Origin of the sequence: Selenomonas ruminantium AC2024 (genome assembly GCF_000687995.1) — a bacterium.
GTDB lineage: Bacteria > Bacillota > Negativicutes > Selenomonadales > Selenomonadaceae > Selenomonas_A > Selenomonas_A ruminantium_B.
On record NZ_JIAC01000001.1, the window covers coordinates 129,187 to 149,916 of the forward strand.

The following is a 20,730-nucleotide window of genomic DNA, read 5'->3' on the forward strand; positions in this document are numbered from 1 at the left end:
TATTCTTCAATCTTTTATATTCAATATTCGCCAAAAAACTATTTGTTCCTGCCATTAAGCCACTTTGCCCATATTCCCCGGTACATATCCTCCACCGCTTGTACATAGGCAGCCCCATTCATTAAGGGGGACTCCTGCATCAGTTGAGGGATTTGTTGATGCAGTGCCTGCAGCAAATCCTTATCCATAGCCAAGGCCACAGCTTTGGCTATATATTCCGCAAAAGTTGCACAAGCCAGTTCCCCTAAGCCAATATTCTGTAAAATACCATAGCTGAACCGCTGCCCATGCCTTCGCCCATAGCGCGTCACCACTGGCACGCCCATATACAGAGCTTCACAAGTCGTACCACCACCTGTATATGGATAAGTGTCCAACAGTATGTCCACATCAAGATAGCGTTCCAAATAATCCTCTGTCGCATCTTCCAGAATATATTCCTTCGGTTTAAAGCCAAGACTTCTCAACTTCCGCCCAACTATCTTCAGTGCATTAGTCTTATGGCTGGAATTTTTAAGCAGGATTTTACTACCCGGCACCTGCCGGATAATTGCCAGCCAGGCCTCCAGCATTTCATCATTTAACTTTAAGAAATTATTAAAACTGCCAAAGATAATTGGTTCATGGAGCTGATATTTCTTTTTTACGGCCAATACTCTTGCTGATGGCGTATAACAGAAATGCGAATGAGGCAGCCGCCAAATCTCCTCTCGAAAATCCTCATCATGAAGCCCCGAAGGGTCGCAATAAGCATCACCCAAAAAGTAATCTACCGCTGATGAGCCTGAGGTGCTCATATAGCCAATCCCCGCCACCTGCACAGGTGCTGGGCGATAACTCATAACCGCCATAGTCCGGCCGCCAGAAGCGTGTACATCAAAATCAAACAGGATATCGACTTCATCAGCATATATATCCGCAGCCACCCGGCTCAACTCACTATTGCGTGGATAACGACGCAGAACCTTTACCTGTTTCTCTATTTCATCTGTCAGCCAATCCCGGCCTTCGCCAAGCTGGTAACAGTATACCTCAAACCTATCTCTGTCATACGCTATTAACAGTGGTATCGTAAAGCGACTGACCACGTTATCCGTAAACTCACAAGCCAGATAGCCAATCCTAAGTTGCTTATGCTGGTGATGGTTAACTTTATGCCTATACTGCTCCACCGTCTGCGTAAATCGATCATACATAAAATGTAGTTCCCGCAATTCAGTATCAGTCACTTCCGGGTAATAATGCAGCATAAACAGATAATCGCTGAATTCCAACTGCTGAATACGAAACGGCTGGCCTTCACTATGCTGCAAGGCTGCCCAGGAATACGCCCGGCATTTCTGCTTATCAAATAGCTTATAATAGCACTGGCTGTAATACTGCAGGATACGCCATTCCTCATCCGGGGCATAGCCCACCTCCTGCACCATTTGGTTTAACCTGTCCAATGCTTGCTGTGGTGCCTCCTGCCTAAGCAGATTCAACACTGGCTTATAACGTTCATCTAATCGCCCTAAGTCCATTATCTTCCCACCTTTGTCAGCATCAGCCGATAAGCCTCTTCCACTTCTGCCATATAATGCCGTGTATCCATAAGCGGTGATTGCAGGAGCATACGCCGCAAATTCTGATGTAAAATATTCAACAGATCCTTATCCTGCGCCAGCGATACCGCCCGAGCCACATAATCTTCCACAGTTGATACGGCCAATTCTCCCAAACCGGCATTCTGTAAAATCGTCAGCCCAAACCGTGTATCGCGCCGCTCACCATAAAGTGAAACTACCGGCACCCCCATATAAAGGGCATCACAGGTCGTACCGCCTCCGGGATAAGGAAAGGTATCCAACGCAATATCCACATCCAAATACCGCTCCATATAATCCATAGACGCTGGCTCCAAAATAATTCTGTCCATATCCAGTCCCAAATTCCGTAACCGCTCCTGTGCCATAAGATTCCCCTGCGGTTCACCATAAATCTGACTTTTAAGTAATAATCGACTTTGGGGTACCTGTTCCAATATTTGCTTCCATACTAGCAGCATCTCATCCGTAATCTTTAAATAGCGGTTAAACACCCCAAAGGTGACATATCCGCATTTCAGACAAGGTGCTTCGGCAGATTCCGATAAATCACTGCGGCCAGTATAACAGAACTGGCTCGTAAGTATCACCGGCTCCTCATGGTAATCCTGCCAATCGTCCATGAAATCGTCCGGATCTGTCCAGCCATCAGTCAGAAAATAATCTACCTGATTCAGACCTGTCGGGTACATATAGCCAAGGCCTGATACCTGTACAAGTGCTGGCCGCCATGCCATTATGGGCAACCCCGAATCAGCGCAATGCCCAGCCAGGTCTACAAGGATGTCTATTTCATCCTGCCTGATTCTCTTGGCGGCTTCTTCGTAAGAAAGACCTGTAATATCCACAAAATGGTCTACCGTCTGCTCCACCATATCCGTAAATTTATCCTTTGTCATACTAAGCGAATATGCATACAGTTCAAACTGCTCCTTATCATGTGCGCCCAGCAATTGATAATAAAAGTAGAACATCACCTGCTGGCGAAAATCCGGGGACAGATAACCAATGCGAATTTTACGTTCCTTGGACACTTTATCCGCTACTGGTAACGGCTTAACCTCTGCAAATATATCGTTATAACCGAGATGCGCCTTGCCATACGCCGCCTTATCCAAGAGCAGGTTATGCTGAGCAAGCAGCCAGGAACTATACATATGACAACGGTCTTTAAAATCCACCGTTGCCTCTGCAGCTCTTTTATAGTATGCCACAGCCTCCTGTACATGACCGGTTTCCAAGGCACAATTTGCCATTATTGCCAACAGACTGGCCGTAAACTCAGCGGATGCCTGTCCGCCCCTTTTTTTCAGTTCCTGCCAGGCTGATTCAGCCGTCTTATAGCCTGCCTGATAATGCTTCTGCCGCATTTCCACGGCTGCTAAAGTCCGCCCTAATTCCACGGCATGATCTTCATCATAAAGAATAGCTTGCCGCAGCCACCAGCAGGCTCTGGCATCATCATACAAGGACTCATAAGCCATAGCACCAGCCATCCAAGCCTCTGGTGCTTTTTCTGGGAATCTGGCAGTCAAGCGCCCAGCAAGCTCAACAACCTTATCAAGCTCACCGGATGCTTGTACTGCTGCCAGCTCGCTTTTTTCGGCCTGCTGCGTTTGCCAGCGTTCTGCCTCTGTCTGTTTATTTTCCAGCCAATCAAGGTAAATTTTAGTATAGACCTGTTCCACCTCTCCCATATAAGCAGCTGCCTGCATCACCGGAGATGCCAGCAACATTTGCCGGATTATCTGATGATACTTGCACAGGCGTTCTTTATCCATCGCCAGCTCTACTGCTTTTGCCACATACTCTTCTGGCGAAAAGGCACAAAGTTCTCCCACCCCGGCATTCATCAACAAACTATAACCAAAACGAGCATTATGCCGCTCGCCAACCAGAGTAATCACTGGTACGCCCATATACAGAGCATCACAGGTCGTACCGCCGCCGGGATAAGGATAGGTATCTAAGGCAATATCCATATCATCATAGGCACGCAGATACTTTGCTTCCTGCTCCCCCATCAACAAGCGTTCCCTTGGAATACCTGCCTTTTCTATACGTGCTAAAGCCAGCTTTTTCCCATAAGGATTGTTAAAAATCGCCGCTTTTAGGAACAATCTGCTGTCCGGCACCGCTGCCAAAATCTTACTCCATAATACCAGCATCTCATCAGACACCTTGGAAAAATTATTAAAACTGCCAAAGGTCACATAGCCATTTTTTTGAAATGGCGCCGGTACCGGCCTGTGCGGGTTGTCATGCCACATAAAACAGAAATGACTATGCGGCAGTCGCAGAAGCTTTTCCACGAAATACTTATCATTTTCCGGTGGATCGGTGTAATAATCTGCCAAAAAGTAATCAATCGCTGGCAAACCTATGGTATCAAAATAACCTATTCCTGATACCTGTATTGGTGCAGGTTTATAAGCCATAGTCTGCAGAAACCCCCAGGCCGTATGCCCTGTAAGGTCAACTAGGATATCCAACTTATCGCCATAGACAATTTCTGCCACTTTCCTATCCGGCAGTCCCCGTACATTTTGCCAATGGTCAACCATTGTCCGAAATTCCCGGCTGGCCCCATCTTCCTCACAATTGGTATAGCAAAACACTTCAAAGCGCCGCTTGTCATAATCGTGCAACAAGGCATAGCTGAAAAAAGCTACCACATGAAAATGCAAATCCGGAGATATATAGCCAATTCTTATTTTGTTACTATTACTACGTCTTTTCTTATGCTGATACTGTGGTAATCCGGCCAGTATTTCCCCATATTTTTCTGCCGCCTGCCGCATAAAAGACTGCGATTCATTAAGATAATGCAGGTTAAACAGGTAATTGCTGTACTCCGTGGCCTTACCATGCTCTAAATCCTTATACGCCGCCGATTTTAGATAATTCTGCGCTGCTTCTTTTCCGCGAGCTGTTTTGCGGTATAAGGTTCCCAAAATGCTATGCACTGCTCCACGATACCAGCCCACCAAAGTCTTATCCGCCAACGCCGCTGTAAACTGTGCCTCCGCCGTCTCCCAGTCATCATTCATAAAGGCTACCCGTCCTAAATAGAACCGGCTGACACCATCTAGGGGAAATTTTTGCTGATATTCCCGTCCTGCCACCTTTGCCCTTGCCGCATCACCACCATCAATATAAGCCGCCAGTACTGCCTGAAACATATTCCTGTCTGATATACCTGCTGACCGCAGGGCATCAGCGGCCTCTATGGCCTTGGCCCACTGGCGCTCATCCATCAGCTGTGTGAGACATATATACAGTTGCTTTTTTTCCCGATATGTCATCATGTTTTTATTTCCCTCATATCTTTTCGCAGCTGTTGGGCTGCCTTGTCAATTGCCTCATGCTCCTGGGGCAGTAATGCCATCATTGATAAATCATTATCATCTGCCGCTGCCATTCCCATTTGATATAAAAAATTCAGCTGCTTAACCGCCAGCTGCGCCGCACCATCTGGGCGGCCTGCCGCTAGGCATTCCAATATTGGCTGGTCATTTATCCCTGCCTGCTTAGCATAATAGACATAAACTAGTCCGCCATTTTGCCGTGTCAATTGCCGGGCTAAAAATGCTGCATCAGCACACCTGTTATATAAGGCATTAAGCACAGCAATAGAATCAGCTGCCTCTATGCCCTGTCTCCGCAGGAATCGCCAAAACGCGGCAAACAGCCCTCTATGGTAGCGATTGGCTCGCAATCCCTGTACGTAAAAATCCTGCGCTTTTTGCCCATCCCCCTGCATTTCTGCCAATTCTCCCAATCGCCAATATACAGAAGGCAACAAACGTGCGGCATTATCCATAACACCTTCTATACTGTTCTTGTTATAAGCTTTTTCCAATTCCAAACCACGATTTAAATCCACCTTTGCCAGTAAATACTCCCGACGCTCAAACCGCCACAAACCGCGCATCAATGGAAATTCTGCCAAATCAGGACAAGCCCTGATAGCCGCCTGCAGACAAGCTGCTGTTTCTTCTGCTGGATACCTATGTTCAATACAGCAGCTGGCCCAGGTTTCATAGGCCCGTCCGCGCAAGTCCAGGGACAACTTTTCCTGTGCCAATAACAGTTTTGCATATGCAATCGCCTTATCCGGATTTCCCAGACCATACCAGATATCCATCAGATATCTGTCGTCCATTGGTTCCTTTCGTCCCCCATTAGCCGCGATACGTTCCTCAATGAGTTTTAGATTGCGACGCATTTTAGCTTGCACAACATGTGTGGAATATCCCGTATGGTAAATCTCTATCTCATTAGCCAGTTCCAAGGAATTTCCCTTAGTCAAGGTCAATACCTCATGCACCTTGCCTTTATAACGTAAATTCCGCTTATTGCGGAACATTCGTAGCTGCACCAGCGTGGTCATAATACGGTTATTATCATCTACATCAATATTTACCAGGCGACAAAGCACCCCATCTATTTTTTGATTAGGTTCCAAACGCTCTATTAACGGCCGTACTTTAGGCTGGGATTCTGGAGTAAAATATTCATCTGCATCCAAAAATAAAATCCAATTGCCCTTAGCTTTTTCTAAGGCAAAATTTTTCGCAGCCGCAAAATCATTACACCACTCGAAATAATACACTTTTGCACCGGATTTTTGCGCTAGTTCTACTGTATTATCACTGCTGCCCGTATCTACCACAATCATCTCATCAGCCACTGTGCACATCGAAGCAAGCCAACGGCCAATGTTTTCTGCCTCATTTTTGACAATCACGCAGGCTGAAATATGAATCCTCATTGCCGTCTCTCCCTTCGTGCCACCCAGTCCTGATAAGCCGATAAATCCGGCTGCCGACTGCCAGCCTCTGCGGCTCTTGCAAAGCATTCACCTGCTGCTGTCATTTCCTGCAGATGATAGAGGCACCGTCCCGTCTGATACCAAAAGGCCGCATCGTCCGGTATAGACGCATTAGGTATTTCAGCCAACAGCGAATAAGCAGCTTGCCAATACTGCTGTTCTGTCAATTTATCCGCAATTTCACAGACCTTTTCCCAGGAAAAATCCAAGGCTAGTCTAGCATATTCCTGATAAGAATCGTCTCCGACAAAGCCCTGTATAGCAGTAAGTCCAGCTAGATAATCCGGCCAATCTCCTGCTGAAAGCTGTTCCTGCCAGCCGTATAAACGGCCAATTATGCGCTGCCACCCGGGTGGCAGCATTGCCGCCCATTCATGACAATCTACTGATTGCGTCTTCCTTTTCTCCGCTGGCATAGCCACCAATGCTGCCAATAATTCCTGTACGCAGACTGTCGCTTCGAGCCAAGCCTGTTTACCGACTGTTCCTTTATCTCCGTCAAGCCACTGCTTTAATAATTTTTGCTGATTCTGTGGCAAGTACACTGCTAAAACCTGCATTACCTTACCATAACCAAATTTCACGGCCCATTCAGCTATATATTTCTTCCCTTGCTCCCTATCCGAAAAATAAGGTAAGACCTGTTTCAAAAAAGCTTGCGGTGACAGATGCAGCCATTCATAAAAGGCATGCAAGATTTCTTCATTATAGGGATTCTCCCTTACTGCCTGCTGCCAGGCAACATCAGCAGCTTTTTTTTCGCCCAAATATGCATGACAACTAGCCTTCGCTGCATAAGCTTCTGCCAGCATCCCCTGAACGGCATTGCTGCCAGCCGTTAAATTCTGAGATGTTGCACGTTGTAAAAATTGCTCCAATAACGGCTTTGCCTGCTGATAGGCACCCATTTCTGTACAGATTATCCCTTGCCAGCCTATAAGCTCCATATCATCAAGACCACGGCTATGTGCCGTGGCGATAATATGCAACTGCGTCTCCGCTGGTTGCTTTAACTTACGGGCACAATGCAACCACAAGCGATACAGTTCACCATCACCGGCAATTGTCGGTACCTCTGCCGCTAGTGCCCTCTGCGCATAAGCAGATGCCAGTTCATATTCATGCAAACCGTAGAGACAATCTGCTAAATAGCGATAGTGCAACGGCTGTTCACCTTTTTCTTGCATCTCTTTCATAATGAGCTGCAAATTCCGATTGAGTTTCTGCTGAATACGACCTGATGAATATCCCGTGTGACAAACAGCCAATTCCGCCATATATAACTGTTTTATTTCCCCACACTTATTGTAAAGGGCTTCATGAATCGCACCTTGATAGCGGAATGCCGAATTATTGCGCCAGATACGTAAAGCACGGAAACGTTGAATCTCCCGCCCCCAAGCATCAACATCCACATTGACAATAGGCACCTGAATACCTTCTGAATCGGACCCAAACTGCGCCACATACGCGAGAGCACCGCGCAAACGCTGTGGCTCATAAAATGTTTCATCCGCATCCAGGAACACCACCCAGTCGGCTTCTGCCCTTACCTGTGTCAAGGCATAATTTCTGGCCGCCGCAAAATCATCCTGCCAAACAAAAGAAAACACCTTTGCCCCAGCCTTTTGAGCAATTTCTACTGTCCTATCCTCAGAACCAGTATCCACTACGATGATTTCATCGCTAAAAACTGCAGCATTCGCCAGCCACGCCCCTATTTCCTGTGCCTCATTTTTTGCAATTAGACAAGTTGTAATCTTCAGCTTACCTGTCGCTTTAACCAGCTCCTGCCATTCATAGATTTTCTCAGCTGCCACCACCGACATATCTGTTGAAAACTCTTTAGGCTCCAGACTCAGTGTCGGAAAAATCTTATCACGCTCCAATGCTTCTGTCATGGATTTAATTGCCGCTTCATATTCATAGATTTCCGCTTGACAGGCAGCCAGCTCCGCCCAAAATTCCGGTAATTCAGGAAATTCTTTAACAGCCTCCGCTGCCATTTTATAGCGTTCTGTATTCCGTCCCTGTTCCGCTAGATAGGCCAGCAACATCCGATACGAGCGACTGGCAAAGGCCACCTGCCTTCTTCCTTGAGCAATATCCAGCCTTGCATAATGCTCCATAGCGACATAATCCCCTACACCACGACAGGCCTCCGCCATATACATATAGTACTGCCCGGGATTATCTGCCACTTTTATCTCTTCCTGTAAGATGTGCAAATTTCTCTCTGCCTTGGCCTGATTGACGGCAGTCTCATAACCTGTATGATAGAGCTTTAATAAATCTGGCCCCAGCATTGCAATATTGTTAATTATTCTCCCATCATCACGTAATTCTTCATGAATACGCCCTTGATAGCAAAGATTCGACTTATGCTTAAAAGCACGTAAAACAAAAATTTCCCCCATTATATCGTCTTCATTATGGTCTATATCATAGCGTTTTATCAGCAAAGCATCATATGCCTTATTATCTTCTAAGACCTTACGCAAATTGCCGCAAGTTTCTGCCGAAAAGTATTCGTCAGCATCTATAAATAAAATATAATCGCCCGTTGCCTGCTCAATAGCAAAATTCCGCGGCCCAGAAAAATCATTCTGCCACACATAATCATAGACCTTGGCCCCATAGGACTTCGCTACATTACGTGTCTTATCTGTCGACCCAGTATCCACCACAATAAGTTCATCTACGGCAGCTGCGATAGTATCTATTGACCTAGATAGATTTTTTTCTTCATTTTTAGTGATATAACAAGCCGAAATCTTCATAGCACTTTTCTCCATGCAGATATCTGTCAAAAAGTATATACATATGTATTTATTCGTCAAAGCAAACAAAAACCCTCTCCCGAAGGAGAGGGTTTCGTTCACCTGTGTAGTAAAATCCGTTATCGGACTCTCTATTACTGGAGCAGGCTGAGAACCGAGCTGCTGCTCTGGTTGGCCTGTGCGAGCATGGACTGAGCGGCCTGCATGAGAACGTTGTTCTTCGTGTATTCCGTCATTTCCTTAGCCATATTCGCATCACGAATCGTGGACTCGGAGCTCTGAACGTTTTCAGATGCAGTCGTCAAGTTAGCGCTGGTGTATTCGAGACGGGACTCAACGGAACCGATAGTGGTCTGCTGGTCAAGAGCCTTCTGTACAGCGTTATCAAGCACGTTGATCGCTGCATTAGCCTGCTGCTGCGTACCAATCTGGATGTTGGCACCAGAGGAGCTCTGAAGACCAAGAGCCTCTGCACGCATATCCGTCAAGCCAACCTTGATGCTCTGATTTGCCTTGGTACCAACCTGCAGAACCATCGCATTATCCGTGGACTTATTCTGCGCACGAATGGATTCAGAGAAGTTATCCAGAACTGCATTAGCAGATTTCTGAACAGCACCCTTGGTGTTCGTTACGGAAATCGTCACACCAGAAATCTGGTTCGTTACAGAAGAACCACCTGCTGCAATCGACAATGCATTCTTAGTGTCAGCCGTAGCTACAGTATCACCAGCAACGTCCTTACCGATGTAAGAACCCGTCTGAATCGTCGTGCTGAATGCACTACCAAGCTGGCTGTTAGCCTTTACCAGCAAGTCAGAAAGGTTCTTCGTAGCGCTAACAGAAGTCGTATAGGTCTTGCCCTGTTTTACAAAGGAAATGGTAACTTTATCCATGGAGTTGATGTTTAAGCTGTTACCATTACGATCCTTCATTGCAGAGAATGCCGTCGTACCAGTTGTATCAGATGCGAGGCTCTGGTTCGTCATCGTGGTAGTCGTTGCTTTGACTTCACTGTTGTGAGAACCATCAACGAGCAGCTTGCCATTGTAGGTAATGTTAGCGTTGTCGTTGATCTGGTCGATGCTCTGGTCGAGCTCTTTCTGGATCGTAGCACGGTCGCTATCAGTATTGGTATCGTTGGCTGCGTTGATAACTTTCTCTTTCAGAGTCTTCAGAATATCAACGGTGGAGCTTACAGCACCTTCAGCAACTTTCATCATTGCGTTACCATTCTGGGTGTTGCTGTTAGCCTGATCCAAGCCGCGGATCTGAACGCGCATACGTTCGGAAATTGCGTAACCGGAAGCATCGTCTGCAGCGCCGTTAATCTTCATACCAGAAGATACTTTCTGCAGGCTCTTGGACAGAGAATTTGCATTCTTGTTCAGAGTGTTCAGCGTAGAGATTGCCGACATGTTGTTCTTTACTACCATTGCCATGATGTTTTTCCTCCTTGAATGTAGAAAAATAAATTTAATGTAACAGCCATCCCTGACTGTCGTTAGCTTTTTTATAATGAGCAAACCAACATTTCACAACCGGCTGCTAGCTGACCAGAAGCTCTATTTTGATTTGCTTATTATCTTTCGCCTTACACTTAATATATCGTAAGGTTTGGGAAATACTTAAGCTTTTTTTTACAAAATTTAATATTTTTTATTAAGAATATTCCCCAGAGTATAGGTATTTTGCAAATCATAGGCATGAACCGTTGCATTCTGCTGCCGTGATTTATTCAGCCAAGCCTTGGCTTTGTATATCACTTGCATATCCAAGGGCTTAATGCGCTGCACTAATTGCTGACATTCCTCGGTCTTGCGGTAAATCTCAGTTTCCGGCAGCTCCTTCATTCTGGTGACCAGATCATTACGCTGGCCCTCCAGCTCCAGAAATTCATCAATATCATTTTTATCAATGAACTTCAGGAGTTCCTGCGTCAGCATATGATAAAGTTCAAAATTTGCTTTTGCCTGTTTCAATGCGGCCTTCGTATCTTTATCCGACATAACTGTCACCCTGAACATTCTTCGTGCCACCATCCTGGCGGGCTTTCTTCATGGCCTGTGCCCAAGCATCACGCAGTTCCCTTATGATATCAATCGCCTCCTGAATCATGGCAGTATCGCTCTTGATATTGCCCTCTACCAAGCGATCATAACAATAATTATACAGGGGCAGCAACTGATGTGATATCTCATAATCCATATTCAATGTAATACGAAATTCCGAGATAATCTGTTGGGCACGCTGCAGGAGGTTATTGGCATTTTCATACTGTTTCGCCTCTATTGCATCCTTGCCCTCATTCATAAACTTCAAGCAGCCATTATAGAGCATCAAAGTGAGTGCTTCCGGCGTGGCCGTCATAATCTGCTGTCTTTTGTAGGCTTCTGCTGCATTATTTACCATATATTTGCCTCCCTAAAATCAAGCGTCCTTACTGTCCGCCGGTGATATACCCCATAGAAACACTCATATGCTGAATAGCAATTTCCATTGCATCGTATTTCTTGTAAAGCATATTCTCATAAGATTTCATCATCGTCTGGAAATTGGACATTTTAGTCTGCAACTCCTGAATAAGTGTACCTAGAGTACTGCCATCAGATGTTGAAGACGACGTTCCTGCATACTTCTTCATCGTGGACAGATTTTCATTAACCTTATCCGTAATACGATTGATTACGCCTTCCTTATTGTAATCGGTATAACGCTCACCCTGTGCATTTACAGCATCACCTGAGGATGCGAACAATTGGTATACACAATCCGGGTCTGCCGCCAAGGCTTTCTTAAGTTTGTCCTCGTCCAAACGCAGATGACCACGGTCAGTCGAAGATTCAATACCGATAGACATCATGGTGTTATAGCTGCTGTCTACCGAATCCACTGGCGTATAGATAGCCTCACGCATTGCACTGATAATCTTGCCCAGATTTTGATCATGATGCAATAGCCCAGATTTAGCTTTCTCATTCCACTTGGTGATTTGATCCTGTGTCATCCCGTTTTCCTGAGACTTGGTCAGAACACCGTAATCACGGTACTGTACTTCATTATATTTGGAATTCAGGGAATCCAGCATCTTATTATAATCTTCAACGAACTTTTTGACGTTCTCGATGATTTTATCTGTATCCTGCGATACAGACACCGTCGTAGATCCTACCGCACTAACGTTATAGGTGACGTTAGCCACATTGATTTTGCTGCTGGTGGTCGCATAATCTTTGCCATCAATCGTCACGGAACCATTTGTACCAGCTACCGTCAATGTGTCTGTCGTCGTACCTTTGTTAAGGCCCGCAGCAAACATCGTATTCAGCAGTGTCCGTGAAGCCGCTGCTTTATCCGATTCATCCATTGCATCCACGGTAAGCGTGATATCTTTCGTGCTGTCAGCATTCGTCAGCGTCAGTTTGCCATCATCAGACAAAGATGCAGTAACATCAAGACCGGCACTATTGATATCCTTCACCAAGTCTGCCATGGTCTTATTTGCTGCCTGACTGGCTGTATAAACGATTGTCTTGCTGGCTGATCCATCATTTATCATAAAGGACAAGCCACTCGTCGCTACATCTGCAGCAAGGTCACTAAGTTTCGTCGTGCTCTGATAGGCTTCCGTATTCACACTAGTCATGGCACCCGTTTCACTCTTAGCGCTCACGCCATCAGAAGCATCTGACAGCTCGGCTAACGTCGTCATCGAGTCGCCATCTACTTTGGCCAAATTTAGATTATTAAGCAGAGCACGTGCTGCATCATCAGCCTTAGCATCAGTGATGGTGCCATCTTCATCCGTTTCACCGTCGGTCCGATTCTTCACCGACAAGACAATCTGATTATCCGCGCCACCATCTTTCTGATAGATGCTGAAGGCATCATTGGTGGAATCATAAGTAGCCGTCATATTGACACCGGCATTCTTGATTTTAGATGCCAGATCATTGAGGGTCTGATTGCTGTCATAGAGTTCTGCATAGGTAAAAGAAATCGTGCTGGTCGTTTTATCCTTATCGTTTGGATCACCATTGCTAATCTCAAAGGAAACAGCCACCGTATTTCGTATAGCCGCTTTAGCCTCTTCTGTATCAGCTGCCTCAACAGCAGCTTTGTATTCATCCGCGTTTTTTTCAGTAGTTCCGGCAATAACGTCCTTAATGTACATACTCACAGGTGCGTTTGTATTATTGCGTGTAATAGCACTTTCGGACTGTACGTAAGCATTGCTAGATACTGAATTGACCTTAACCGAATGGGACATATTGGCTGCATCAGCGTTGGCCGTAGCCGTAGCCACTGAAGTATTCGAACTGGCTGCCGACATAGGATTTGTCGTATAAGACATCTTATACGTTGACATCGTCGTCATATTGAATGTATTAAGATCCGAGTAGACGCTGGCGTATGCTTCTTTTATCCACTCATTCTTAACTTCCTGCTTATACATCTTATCATATTGATTCTGCTTGGACATCATCCCCATCTTAACCATAGAATCAACATCTATCCCCGAACCGGAGAGGCCGTAAATACCCATACCGCTCATAATTTACACCTCCTCACGCATTCTTATCGAGGAAGGCTCCCAGCCATTCCCTAGCTTTGGCCATTTGTTCCAGCATTTCCTCTGGCGGCACTTCCTTGATTACTTCATGGGTTTTCTTGTCCAGCATTCTCACAGACATCATATTGACATCCTTATGATACTGGAATTCAAGGTTGCAGTTAATCTTGCTCATGAGTTCGTTTAATTCTTCCGTCATATAACTAACGGTTTTTTCATCCATAGACTCCCGTTCTTCCTCACGAGCCTTTAATGGATCTTCCTGTTCCTCTGCCTGATTAAACTTTGGGGCATTGTTTGCATCTTCAACACGCTGCACCTTTGTCTCCTGCTTTTCAGGTGATGCTGTTGACGTTGCTGTACTACTAACCCGCTCCGCAGCACCGGCCACAATTGAGGCCGACACTATGTCCTGAATTTTTCCTACCATGTTGATCCCTCCGTAGATTCACACCAGTTTTCCTAAATTTTACTCTTTCGGCAGGCCGGCGCTTAAGTCCAAATCCATGGGCACCGGAGCGGCCGCTTGTTGATTTTCTTCCTGTATCGCGCGATAGATTTCACCGCGATAAATCTTTATATCACGCGGTGCTTCAATAGCAATGCGAACATTGTCTCCCTGAACTTCCACCACGTTAATAACGATATTGTCGCCAATCATAATCTGCTGACGAGGTTTGCGAGTAAGTACGAGCATTATTGTTCCTCCTTATTTTCCGGAAACAATCTATGCTTAGTCGTATACCCACTCTTGTCCAGTACGAGCTGACGGGCTTGCATATTGGCTGTGTTCAATACCACGGGAGCCATAAGATTGGCCGTCATGTCCTGCACCTTGCCATTATTGACCGTAATCAGCGTGTAGATAAGCATATCTTCCTGTCGATAAAGTTTCAGTTTTTCCTGATTTTCATCATCAAGCTCAAACTCATAATCGGGGAAGAAGACAAAGGGCATAGTCATCAGAAACGCCAAATCCGGCGTTGCCAGCGACTGCAGAAACACATAGGGGCTTTCCTCATCATAGGGAACAATCACAAATTCATGTTCATCTTCAAAGGCGGGTATGCCATCAGCAAAATGTACAATCTTGTCTTCTGCTACTTCTACTTCACCAAATCGTAATGTGTTGACCTTTTTCATCTGCTATGCCTCCACTTCCACATCATTTACATCATGCGTAAATATCGTACTTGCCTTCGGTCACCCAACGTTTTACATCAGCCTTTTGCTGCATATAAGTCTCAACCTTGCCCGGCGTAAAATTCGTCTCTGCAAAAGCCTTGGCATTAATATCAATAGATACATCCCCCAAATCCGGTTCTCCCACCGCTTCAACAGGATGGAATTTAATCACTGGGTCGGGGATGAGTTCCGTCGTAATATGCCAATTTTTGCTTTGTTCTATCTCTTGACGAAGCTTGCTGTCATACCGCTGTTCCACGGGCTTCTTGCCCTTCTTGCCGCTATTTTCTACATTGTCCCAAGCCTCCTGGGTCCAACGAGAAGTCGTCTTAGACAAGTCGGAAAAGCCCTGCTGACCATGCTCACGGGCAAAATCTGCGTGATTTGTAAAACCATAAGCATGGCGGCTGGGGTATTGGTCAATTTCCACGGAGGGCTGGGTCCAGTGCCTGTTGGAACGGGGCAGTCTGGCCTCCGAGTGCAGCTCCGCTGGAGTAGAATGTGCCTCCAGCTTGCCCAGCTGGGTATGCATACCAATCATGGGTTGGGTGAACCGCATATTAAGCCTTGGTATATTGCTTAGCATAGATTACTTCACCCTTTCCTTGGGAAATTCCTGCTAAATCCTTTTACTTACTCTTATTTTACCATGTTTTTCTTAAAATTTCCCTAAAAATTTACAGATAATCCGCCAGACTCTGAGGCAGAATCCTCCCCCCCAACGACAAGCTCATATTATAAATAGTCTGCTCCTGCATCAGCTGAACAGCCAGTTTCGCCACATCAGTTGATGACGTATTGGTAATGTCCCCCGTAATAATTTCGTTCTGGGTATTCAACATCGTGCTAACGGAATTATAGAGTTGAGTTCGAGCCCCTAGCTTGGTCTCTGTCTTTACTGTTTGAGCATGAGCTTCATCAGCAATTGTAACACCATCCGTATCCAACCAAATATGATCATCTCCTACCACCTTAGCATGAACGGTAATCATTTCATTTAGCATGGCCGTACCAGATGGCGCATTACCAGAAGCGGGATCATCAAAGATATCCATGCCAAAAATCTCTTTTGCTGTAGCATTGACCGTATCAGCAGTTGGCTCGGTGGTTCCATTTTTCTTTACCATAGAAACATATTTATTGTCCCCATTGAAAGAAGCAATCTGCTGCTCTATTGTCTCGAATTCCAAAGTAACACTTGCACCATCCACCGTTATATTTGCACTAAAGCTAGTACCAGCTGCATTAATCACGCCTTTATTATCAAAGTACTTGGCAACATCTGTAGATCCTCCCCAACCACTAACTGTCCCTGCTGCATCTCCCGATTGCACAGTTGTCTGACCAGCAGCTAATTTATCCTTATAGCCATCATCCATAAATTTTTTGCTATAAACACTGCCATCTTTCGTATTTAGATAATAAGTATTACCATCACTACCTTTTAGTGATAACATCTGACGCAAAGTTCCTGTCTCCTCCACACCGTTGGTGCCTGAGAAAAAACTTTGCTGGGTTTCATCCAAAGTCTTAGTCGTACCTCTTTCGAATAATTTATCGGACAGTTCAAATGGTTTGGTCAAATCCGTCTGACCTCCAAATACGTAGCTATCCCCTTGCATAGTATTGCCCAAAGATACGATTTCCTGAATCTCCGCCATCATTTCCTTGCCGATAGCCTGCATATCCGTAAGATTGTTCGTATCATTTGCAGCAGCAATAGTCTTTTCCTTAAAAGTGGTTTGAATGGCAGTCATATTTACTAGTGCCGCATCGGAAGTCTTCATCCAGGCCAGCCCCGTATTGACATTATTGGTATACTGTTCATTCTCATTAAGCGAAGTATCATAGCGGATAAATTTCGAATAATCCACAGGATTATCTGAGGGACGATGTAATTTACTGCCATCCCCTTGTTCTAACAGACTAGTCTGGCGAGTATTGGCATCGTTTAACTGTTTCTGATAACCGTAGACCATCTGATTGCTGCTTACACGAATGGACATTTTATTTCACCTCATTTGCTATGTAAATTAACGGCCAACTACGCCGGTGCTGTTTATGAGCCTGTCCAGCATTTCATCCATAGTGGTCAGACACCGAGAGCAGGCACTATAACCTTTCTGGAAAGTAATCATATTGGTGAGTTCCTCATTCCAATCCACTCCAGATGTAGAGGATCTCCAGTTGACAATTTGAGTAATCAAATCGTCCTGCGCACTTTCTTTAGTATCCACAGACGCTGCATCCGTTCCCAACTGACTCATAACCGACTGATAATACGCATTTAGGGAAATATCATGAATCGAACGGTTATTCATATTCACTGTCGTGCCGCTATAAGTCACTGTAGCCGTAGTGCTCACATTGTCAGAAGCCAAATTAAATAATGAACTCAGGTTAACAGCATTAGTACCATCTTTCGTCCCATCAGTCTTTACACTATATGTTGTTAAATATGTACCACTACTGTTGACATCCTGTTCCACAGATAATTTGCGAGCCGCCACCAAGCTTGTCCCGCCAGCCTCTGTAAGCTTACTATTAATACGCATAGCGTTAATAATATTCATGCCTTTTAGGTTAGTAGTGCTGTTTACTGTACCAGTAATTTGCACTTCAGGCGTCCGAACTACGGTACCATTTACTGTTGTTGTATTATAAGCAAGGGAACGTGTAATAGATGCATATGTATATTCTGTAGCTACCACACAACTATTGGTCGCATCCCAAACATAAGCAGTATTATTATCGCCAAAGAAGTTGATTCCATACGTGGGACCTGTGTACGGTGTAGTGTTGTTATATGTACCAATATCGCTGTCCGTTCCGTCAATCCCTACCCCTTGCTGATGCATGGAATTGAATGTAGTCATCATAAAAGCAGCCATATCAGCCAAGCTGTCTATGTAGCCCTTATCCTCTGCAATGGTATCCAACTCCGCCTTTAATGCTCCATTCTGAGGAATAAAGGCAATGCCAGACTCCTTAATCTGAATGGTATAATCATTGAGACCATAATCCGCATTGGCATAAGGATCAGACATTTCCAACGTCAACTTATTGATGCCATTGACCATGGAGATACCATTAGACACAATGGTGTACATTCCCTTGTCATCTTCATATACATTGAGGTTCATATATGTGGAGAGCTTATCCACCAAAAGGTCACGCTGGTCGCGCAAGTCATTGGCCTGTGCTCCCACAGCTTCAGCTCCCATAATATTTTTATTCAACTCAACGATTTGGTCGTTGATGTCATTTATCGTATTTAAATGCACCCGAATATCGTCATATTGAGCATTAATCTGATCCTGCAGTTGTGCAGCTGCTGTAGTCATCTTGTCGATGAAGATATTGCCTTTCTCTATAACGGTTACACGATTACTGTCCGTAGAAGCATTCGTAGATAAATCACTCCAAGCCCGGTAAAATAAATCCATGGCCGTCTTTACGCCAGTTTTATCCGAATCATCAAAAATAGCTTCCAATTTATCATAGTTCACCTGTGCCGCCTTGTAGTATTCATGGGTGGAAGTCTCTGCCCAGTACTGTTTATCGGCATAGATATTGCGGGCACGCTGAATGGACAGTGCATCGACGCCCGTGCCGACCAGCACGCCGCCATAGATGGACGGCACTTCCAGTGCTCTGGTAGCCGCCTGGTTCACGGCCTGGCGGGAATAACCTTCCGTAGACGCATTGGTGATATTGTGGCCGACGGTATCGAGGGACAACTGGTTGGCGAACACGCCGCGCACCATGGTATTAAGTCCGGAAAACGTAGAACGCATGATATTTCACCTATTAATCCTTTCTTGTTTATCCTGCCAAAACTTGTCCTGACCATCAAACGCTGGAATCAAACATCTTGATTTCCCGCCGGCTCTCACCTGCTGCAGCATCCTGATTATAGGTATCGCTGGCCACAGTCCGGGTTAGCACATTGATATGGAAGTCCACATACTGCTTGCCCTTCTCCAGCAAAAGACGGGTCGCCATCACTTCCCTTGCCAGAGTATCTTCAACTTCCTGTGCCCGATGCAACAGATGCACGGCAATTCCCCTGGCCTCCGAATCCGGTATTTTCGCCAGCACCGCTTGCAGTGATGAGGATTTCTTTCCCTGCAAAAATTCCCGTTTCTGTTTCTCTAATTTTCCCAGTTCGAGCAGCACTGGCTCCATTTCCTGTACGGCTGCCACGATATTGGCACCCTTATTTTCCGCCTGAATGGTGTTTTTTATTGCTTTTAATTTTTCCAAACATCTGTTGCTGATGAGAATCTGCTCCCTCAGCAAACGTACGACTTCGTCCATTTCTGTATCTCCTGTTTTGGGTCAAGCATTGTAGTCAAAATTCTTGCGGTGGCTCACCACTTCGCCGCCTTTCCCGTAGGCCGGCTCCACAGTTGCACCGCCGATACGGTTCAAATGATAAGCTGCCGCATTCATCGCGGCGCGAATTAGCACCGCATTGTTCTCGCTGAGTTCCCTGGCCTCCTGCACAGTTGCCTGCAGCATCGCATAAAGTTTCTGCAAGAGTTCCTGCGTTTTCCCTGCCGGGGCGAGTTTCAGGATATCCGTCATCTTGGAATCGGGTCCCAGCTTCTCGGAGGTCGCAGCCAATTTCAGCAATACATTTTGCCGGTTCTTTTCCAGTTGCGCAATCGTCGCAGTTAATTTCTCTTCCTGCGGGAGCAAGGCTTCCATGGTTTTCATGTCCACCAGCACCAGTGCCTGATGTTTCTTCTTGCCAAGTTCAATCAATGTTTTGTAAGTCTTGTTCAACTCATTCAAGGTATTTGCAAAATCCTGCCACATGAAAAATTTCCTCCCGCCTTAAATTTTAGAAGCGCACGCCTAAGAGACTGGCGGCAATATTCTCGCCCGATACGTTGTAGCTACCGTCTGCGACTTTCGCGCTGAGGTTCTGCACCTTTTCGCCACGGACATCGTCCATGCTCTGGAGTTTTTGAAGCATGCTGCTAAAGCTCTGCCCTTCATGGGACAAAAGCACTTCATCGCTCTTTTCCACTTCCCGGGCACTGGCCGCCCGCTTCACGCCGCCTGCAGAACTTACGCTATAAGCCCCGGCTACAGCCTGCACATTGCCATTGATAATCATCTTTTTCACCACCTGTTAATGAATTTCCTCACATCTTCTGAAGTTACAGAGTATCTTCTGATTGAACTATCGACAAAAAAAGCAGGAAACTTAATTCCTGCTTTTTGGTCATTATTCACTATTATGTTAGATTATCATTAAAATCCGCCGGTTTTCGCCCATTATCAACTATAATGAGCAATTCCATATTTTAATCACGTTCTTTCGAACGGAAGCCCTGACCACGGTTCTGGTCAACCTTGGCCATCTGGCGGGCAGCAGCTTGCAGGGAAGCCTGCTTCTGCAGTTCGGAACGAGCCTTTTCCTCGCACTGCTGGCAAATCTTACCGGAGATAATGGGCGCACCGCACTTCTCACAAGGATAGGTCATCTTCACGCCAATCTGCTCAAAGCGGCCTTCGCGAATCATTTTCTTAATCATGCCCGCCGGAGCACCTGTAGCTTCGCAAATCTCAGGGATTTTGGCCCCGCGATGGTCGCGGACATACGCCACTACTTCCCGCTCTTTTTCCAAAATCTGATCATAGCAATCCATACAAACCTTATGGCCTGTATCGTTGAACAACTTGCCGCACATGGGACAATTCTTGATTTTTCCAGCCATATTTCTCACTCCTTGGACGTGTTATTATCTCGATTAGTGA

The 20,730-nt window shown here is 45.6% G+C and carries 18 protein-coding genes; all 18 read right to left on the reverse strand.

Annotation, left to right across the window (positions count from 1 at the left end):
• Nucleotides 1–38: 38 nt before the first annotated feature.
• On the reverse strand, nt 39–1,523 hold the full coding sequence (locus P157_RS13510; RefSeq protein WP_072000133.1) for a hypothetical protein: 1,485 nt from the start codon (nt 1,521–1,523) through the stop codon (nt 39–41).
• Complete coding sequence (locus tag P157_RS13515) at nt 1,523–4,894, reverse strand: hypothetical protein (protein ID WP_051598421.1); 3,372 nt, start codon at nt 4,892–4,894, stop codon at nt 1,523–1,525. The genes P157_RS13510 and P157_RS13515 overlap by 1 nt, the downstream gene beginning before the upstream one ends.
• A complete protein-coding gene (locus P157_RS13520; RefSeq protein ID WP_051598423.1) occupies nt 4,891–6,360 on the reverse strand; it encodes a glycosyltransferase family 2 protein in 1,470 nt (489 codons plus the stop codon). Before P157_RS13520 ends, P157_RS13515 begins: the two co-directional genes overlap by 4 nt.
• The gene (locus P157_RS14745; protein ID WP_051598425.1) at nt 6,357–9,200 is read right to left on the reverse strand and encodes a glycosyltransferase family 2 protein; all 2,844 of its coding nucleotides are present in this window, start codon (nt 9,198–9,200) and stop codon (nt 6,357–6,359) included. The genes P157_RS13520 and P157_RS14745 overlap by 4 nt, the downstream gene beginning before the upstream one ends.
• Before the next feature lie 134 nt (nt 9,201–9,334).
• Nucleotides 9,335–10,642, reverse strand: coding sequence for a flagellin (locus tag P157_RS0100600; protein ID WP_026759301.1), 1,308 nt, complete (start codon nt 10,640–10,642; stop codon nt 9,335–9,337).
• A gap of 207 nt (nt 10,643–10,849) precedes the next feature.
• Nucleotides 10,850–11,209, reverse strand: coding sequence for a hypothetical protein (locus tag P157_RS0100605; protein ID WP_026759302.1), 360 nt, complete (start codon nt 11,207–11,209; stop codon nt 10,850–10,852).
• Nucleotides 11,199–11,612, reverse strand: coding sequence for a flagellar export chaperone FliS (fliS, locus tag P157_RS0100610; protein ID WP_026759303.1), 414 nt, complete (start codon nt 11,610–11,612; stop codon nt 11,199–11,201). The genes P157_RS0100605 and fliS overlap by 11 nt, the downstream gene beginning before the upstream one ends.
• Before the next feature lie 28 nt (nt 11,613–11,640).
• Nucleotides 11,641–13,755 carry a flagellar filament capping protein FliD gene (fliD, locus tag P157_RS0100615; protein WP_026759304.1) on the reverse strand — a complete coding sequence of 705 codons (2,115 nt, stop codon included), beginning with the start codon at nt 13,753–13,755 and terminating at the stop codon, nt 11,641–11,643.
• 13 nt (nt 13,756–13,768) lie between these two features.
• Entirely contained in the window at nt 13,769–14,203 is a 435-nt protein-coding gene (locus P157_RS0100620) for a flagellar protein FlaG (protein WP_037368045.1), read from the reverse strand.
• Nucleotides 14,204–14,242: 39 nt separating this feature from the next.
• Nucleotides 14,243–14,470, reverse strand: coding sequence for a carbon storage regulator CsrA (gene csrA, locus P157_RS0100625; RefSeq protein ID WP_026759306.1), 228 nt, complete (start codon nt 14,468–14,470; stop codon nt 14,243–14,245).
• Nucleotides 14,470–14,916 carry a flagellar assembly protein FliW gene (gene fliW / locus P157_RS0100630; protein WP_026759307.1) on the reverse strand — a complete coding sequence of 149 codons (447 nt, stop codon included), beginning with the start codon at nt 14,914–14,916 and terminating at the stop codon, nt 14,470–14,472. The genes csrA and fliW overlap by 1 nt, the downstream gene beginning before the upstream one ends.
• Nucleotides 14,917–14,947: 31 nt before the next feature.
• On the reverse strand, nt 14,948–15,544 hold the full coding sequence (locus P157_RS0100635) for a DUF6470 family protein (RefSeq protein ID WP_230578421.1): 597 nt from the start codon (nt 15,542–15,544) through the stop codon (nt 14,948–14,950).
• A 91-nt stretch (nt 15,545–15,635) separates the two neighbouring features.
• On the reverse strand, nt 15,636–16,964 hold the full coding sequence (locus P157_RS0100640) for a flagellar hook-associated protein 3 (protein WP_026759309.1): 1,329 nt from the start codon (nt 16,962–16,964) through the stop codon (nt 15,636–15,638).
• 27 nt (nt 16,965–16,991) lie between these two features.
• Nucleotides 16,992–18,755, reverse strand: a complete 1,764-nt coding sequence (gene flgK / locus P157_RS0100645) for a flagellar hook-associated protein FlgK (protein WP_026759310.1) — start codon at nt 18,753–18,755, stop codon at nt 16,992–16,994.
• A 55-nt stretch (nt 18,756–18,810) separates the two neighbouring features.
• The gene (locus P157_RS0100650; protein ID WP_026759311.1) at nt 18,811–19,278 is read right to left on the reverse strand and encodes a hypothetical protein; all 468 of its coding nucleotides are present in this window, start codon (nt 19,276–19,278) and stop codon (nt 18,811–18,813) included.
• Nucleotides 19,279–19,299: 21 nt separating this feature from the next.
• On the reverse strand, nt 19,300–19,782 hold the full coding sequence (locus tag P157_RS0100655; protein WP_026759312.1) for a flagellar protein FlgN: 483 nt from the start codon (nt 19,780–19,782) through the stop codon (nt 19,300–19,302).
• 25 nt (nt 19,783–19,807) lie between these two features.
• Entirely contained in the window at nt 19,808–20,086 is a 279-nt protein-coding gene (flgM, locus tag P157_RS0100660; protein WP_037354261.1) for a flagellar biosynthesis anti-sigma factor FlgM, read from the reverse strand.
• 190 nt (nt 20,087–20,276) lie between these two features.
• On the reverse strand, nt 20,277–20,690 hold the full coding sequence (locus P157_RS0100665) for a flagellar protein (RefSeq protein ID WP_026759314.1): 414 nt from the start codon (nt 20,688–20,690) through the stop codon (nt 20,277–20,279).
• Between the last annotated feature and the right edge of the window lie 40 nt (nt 20,691–20,730).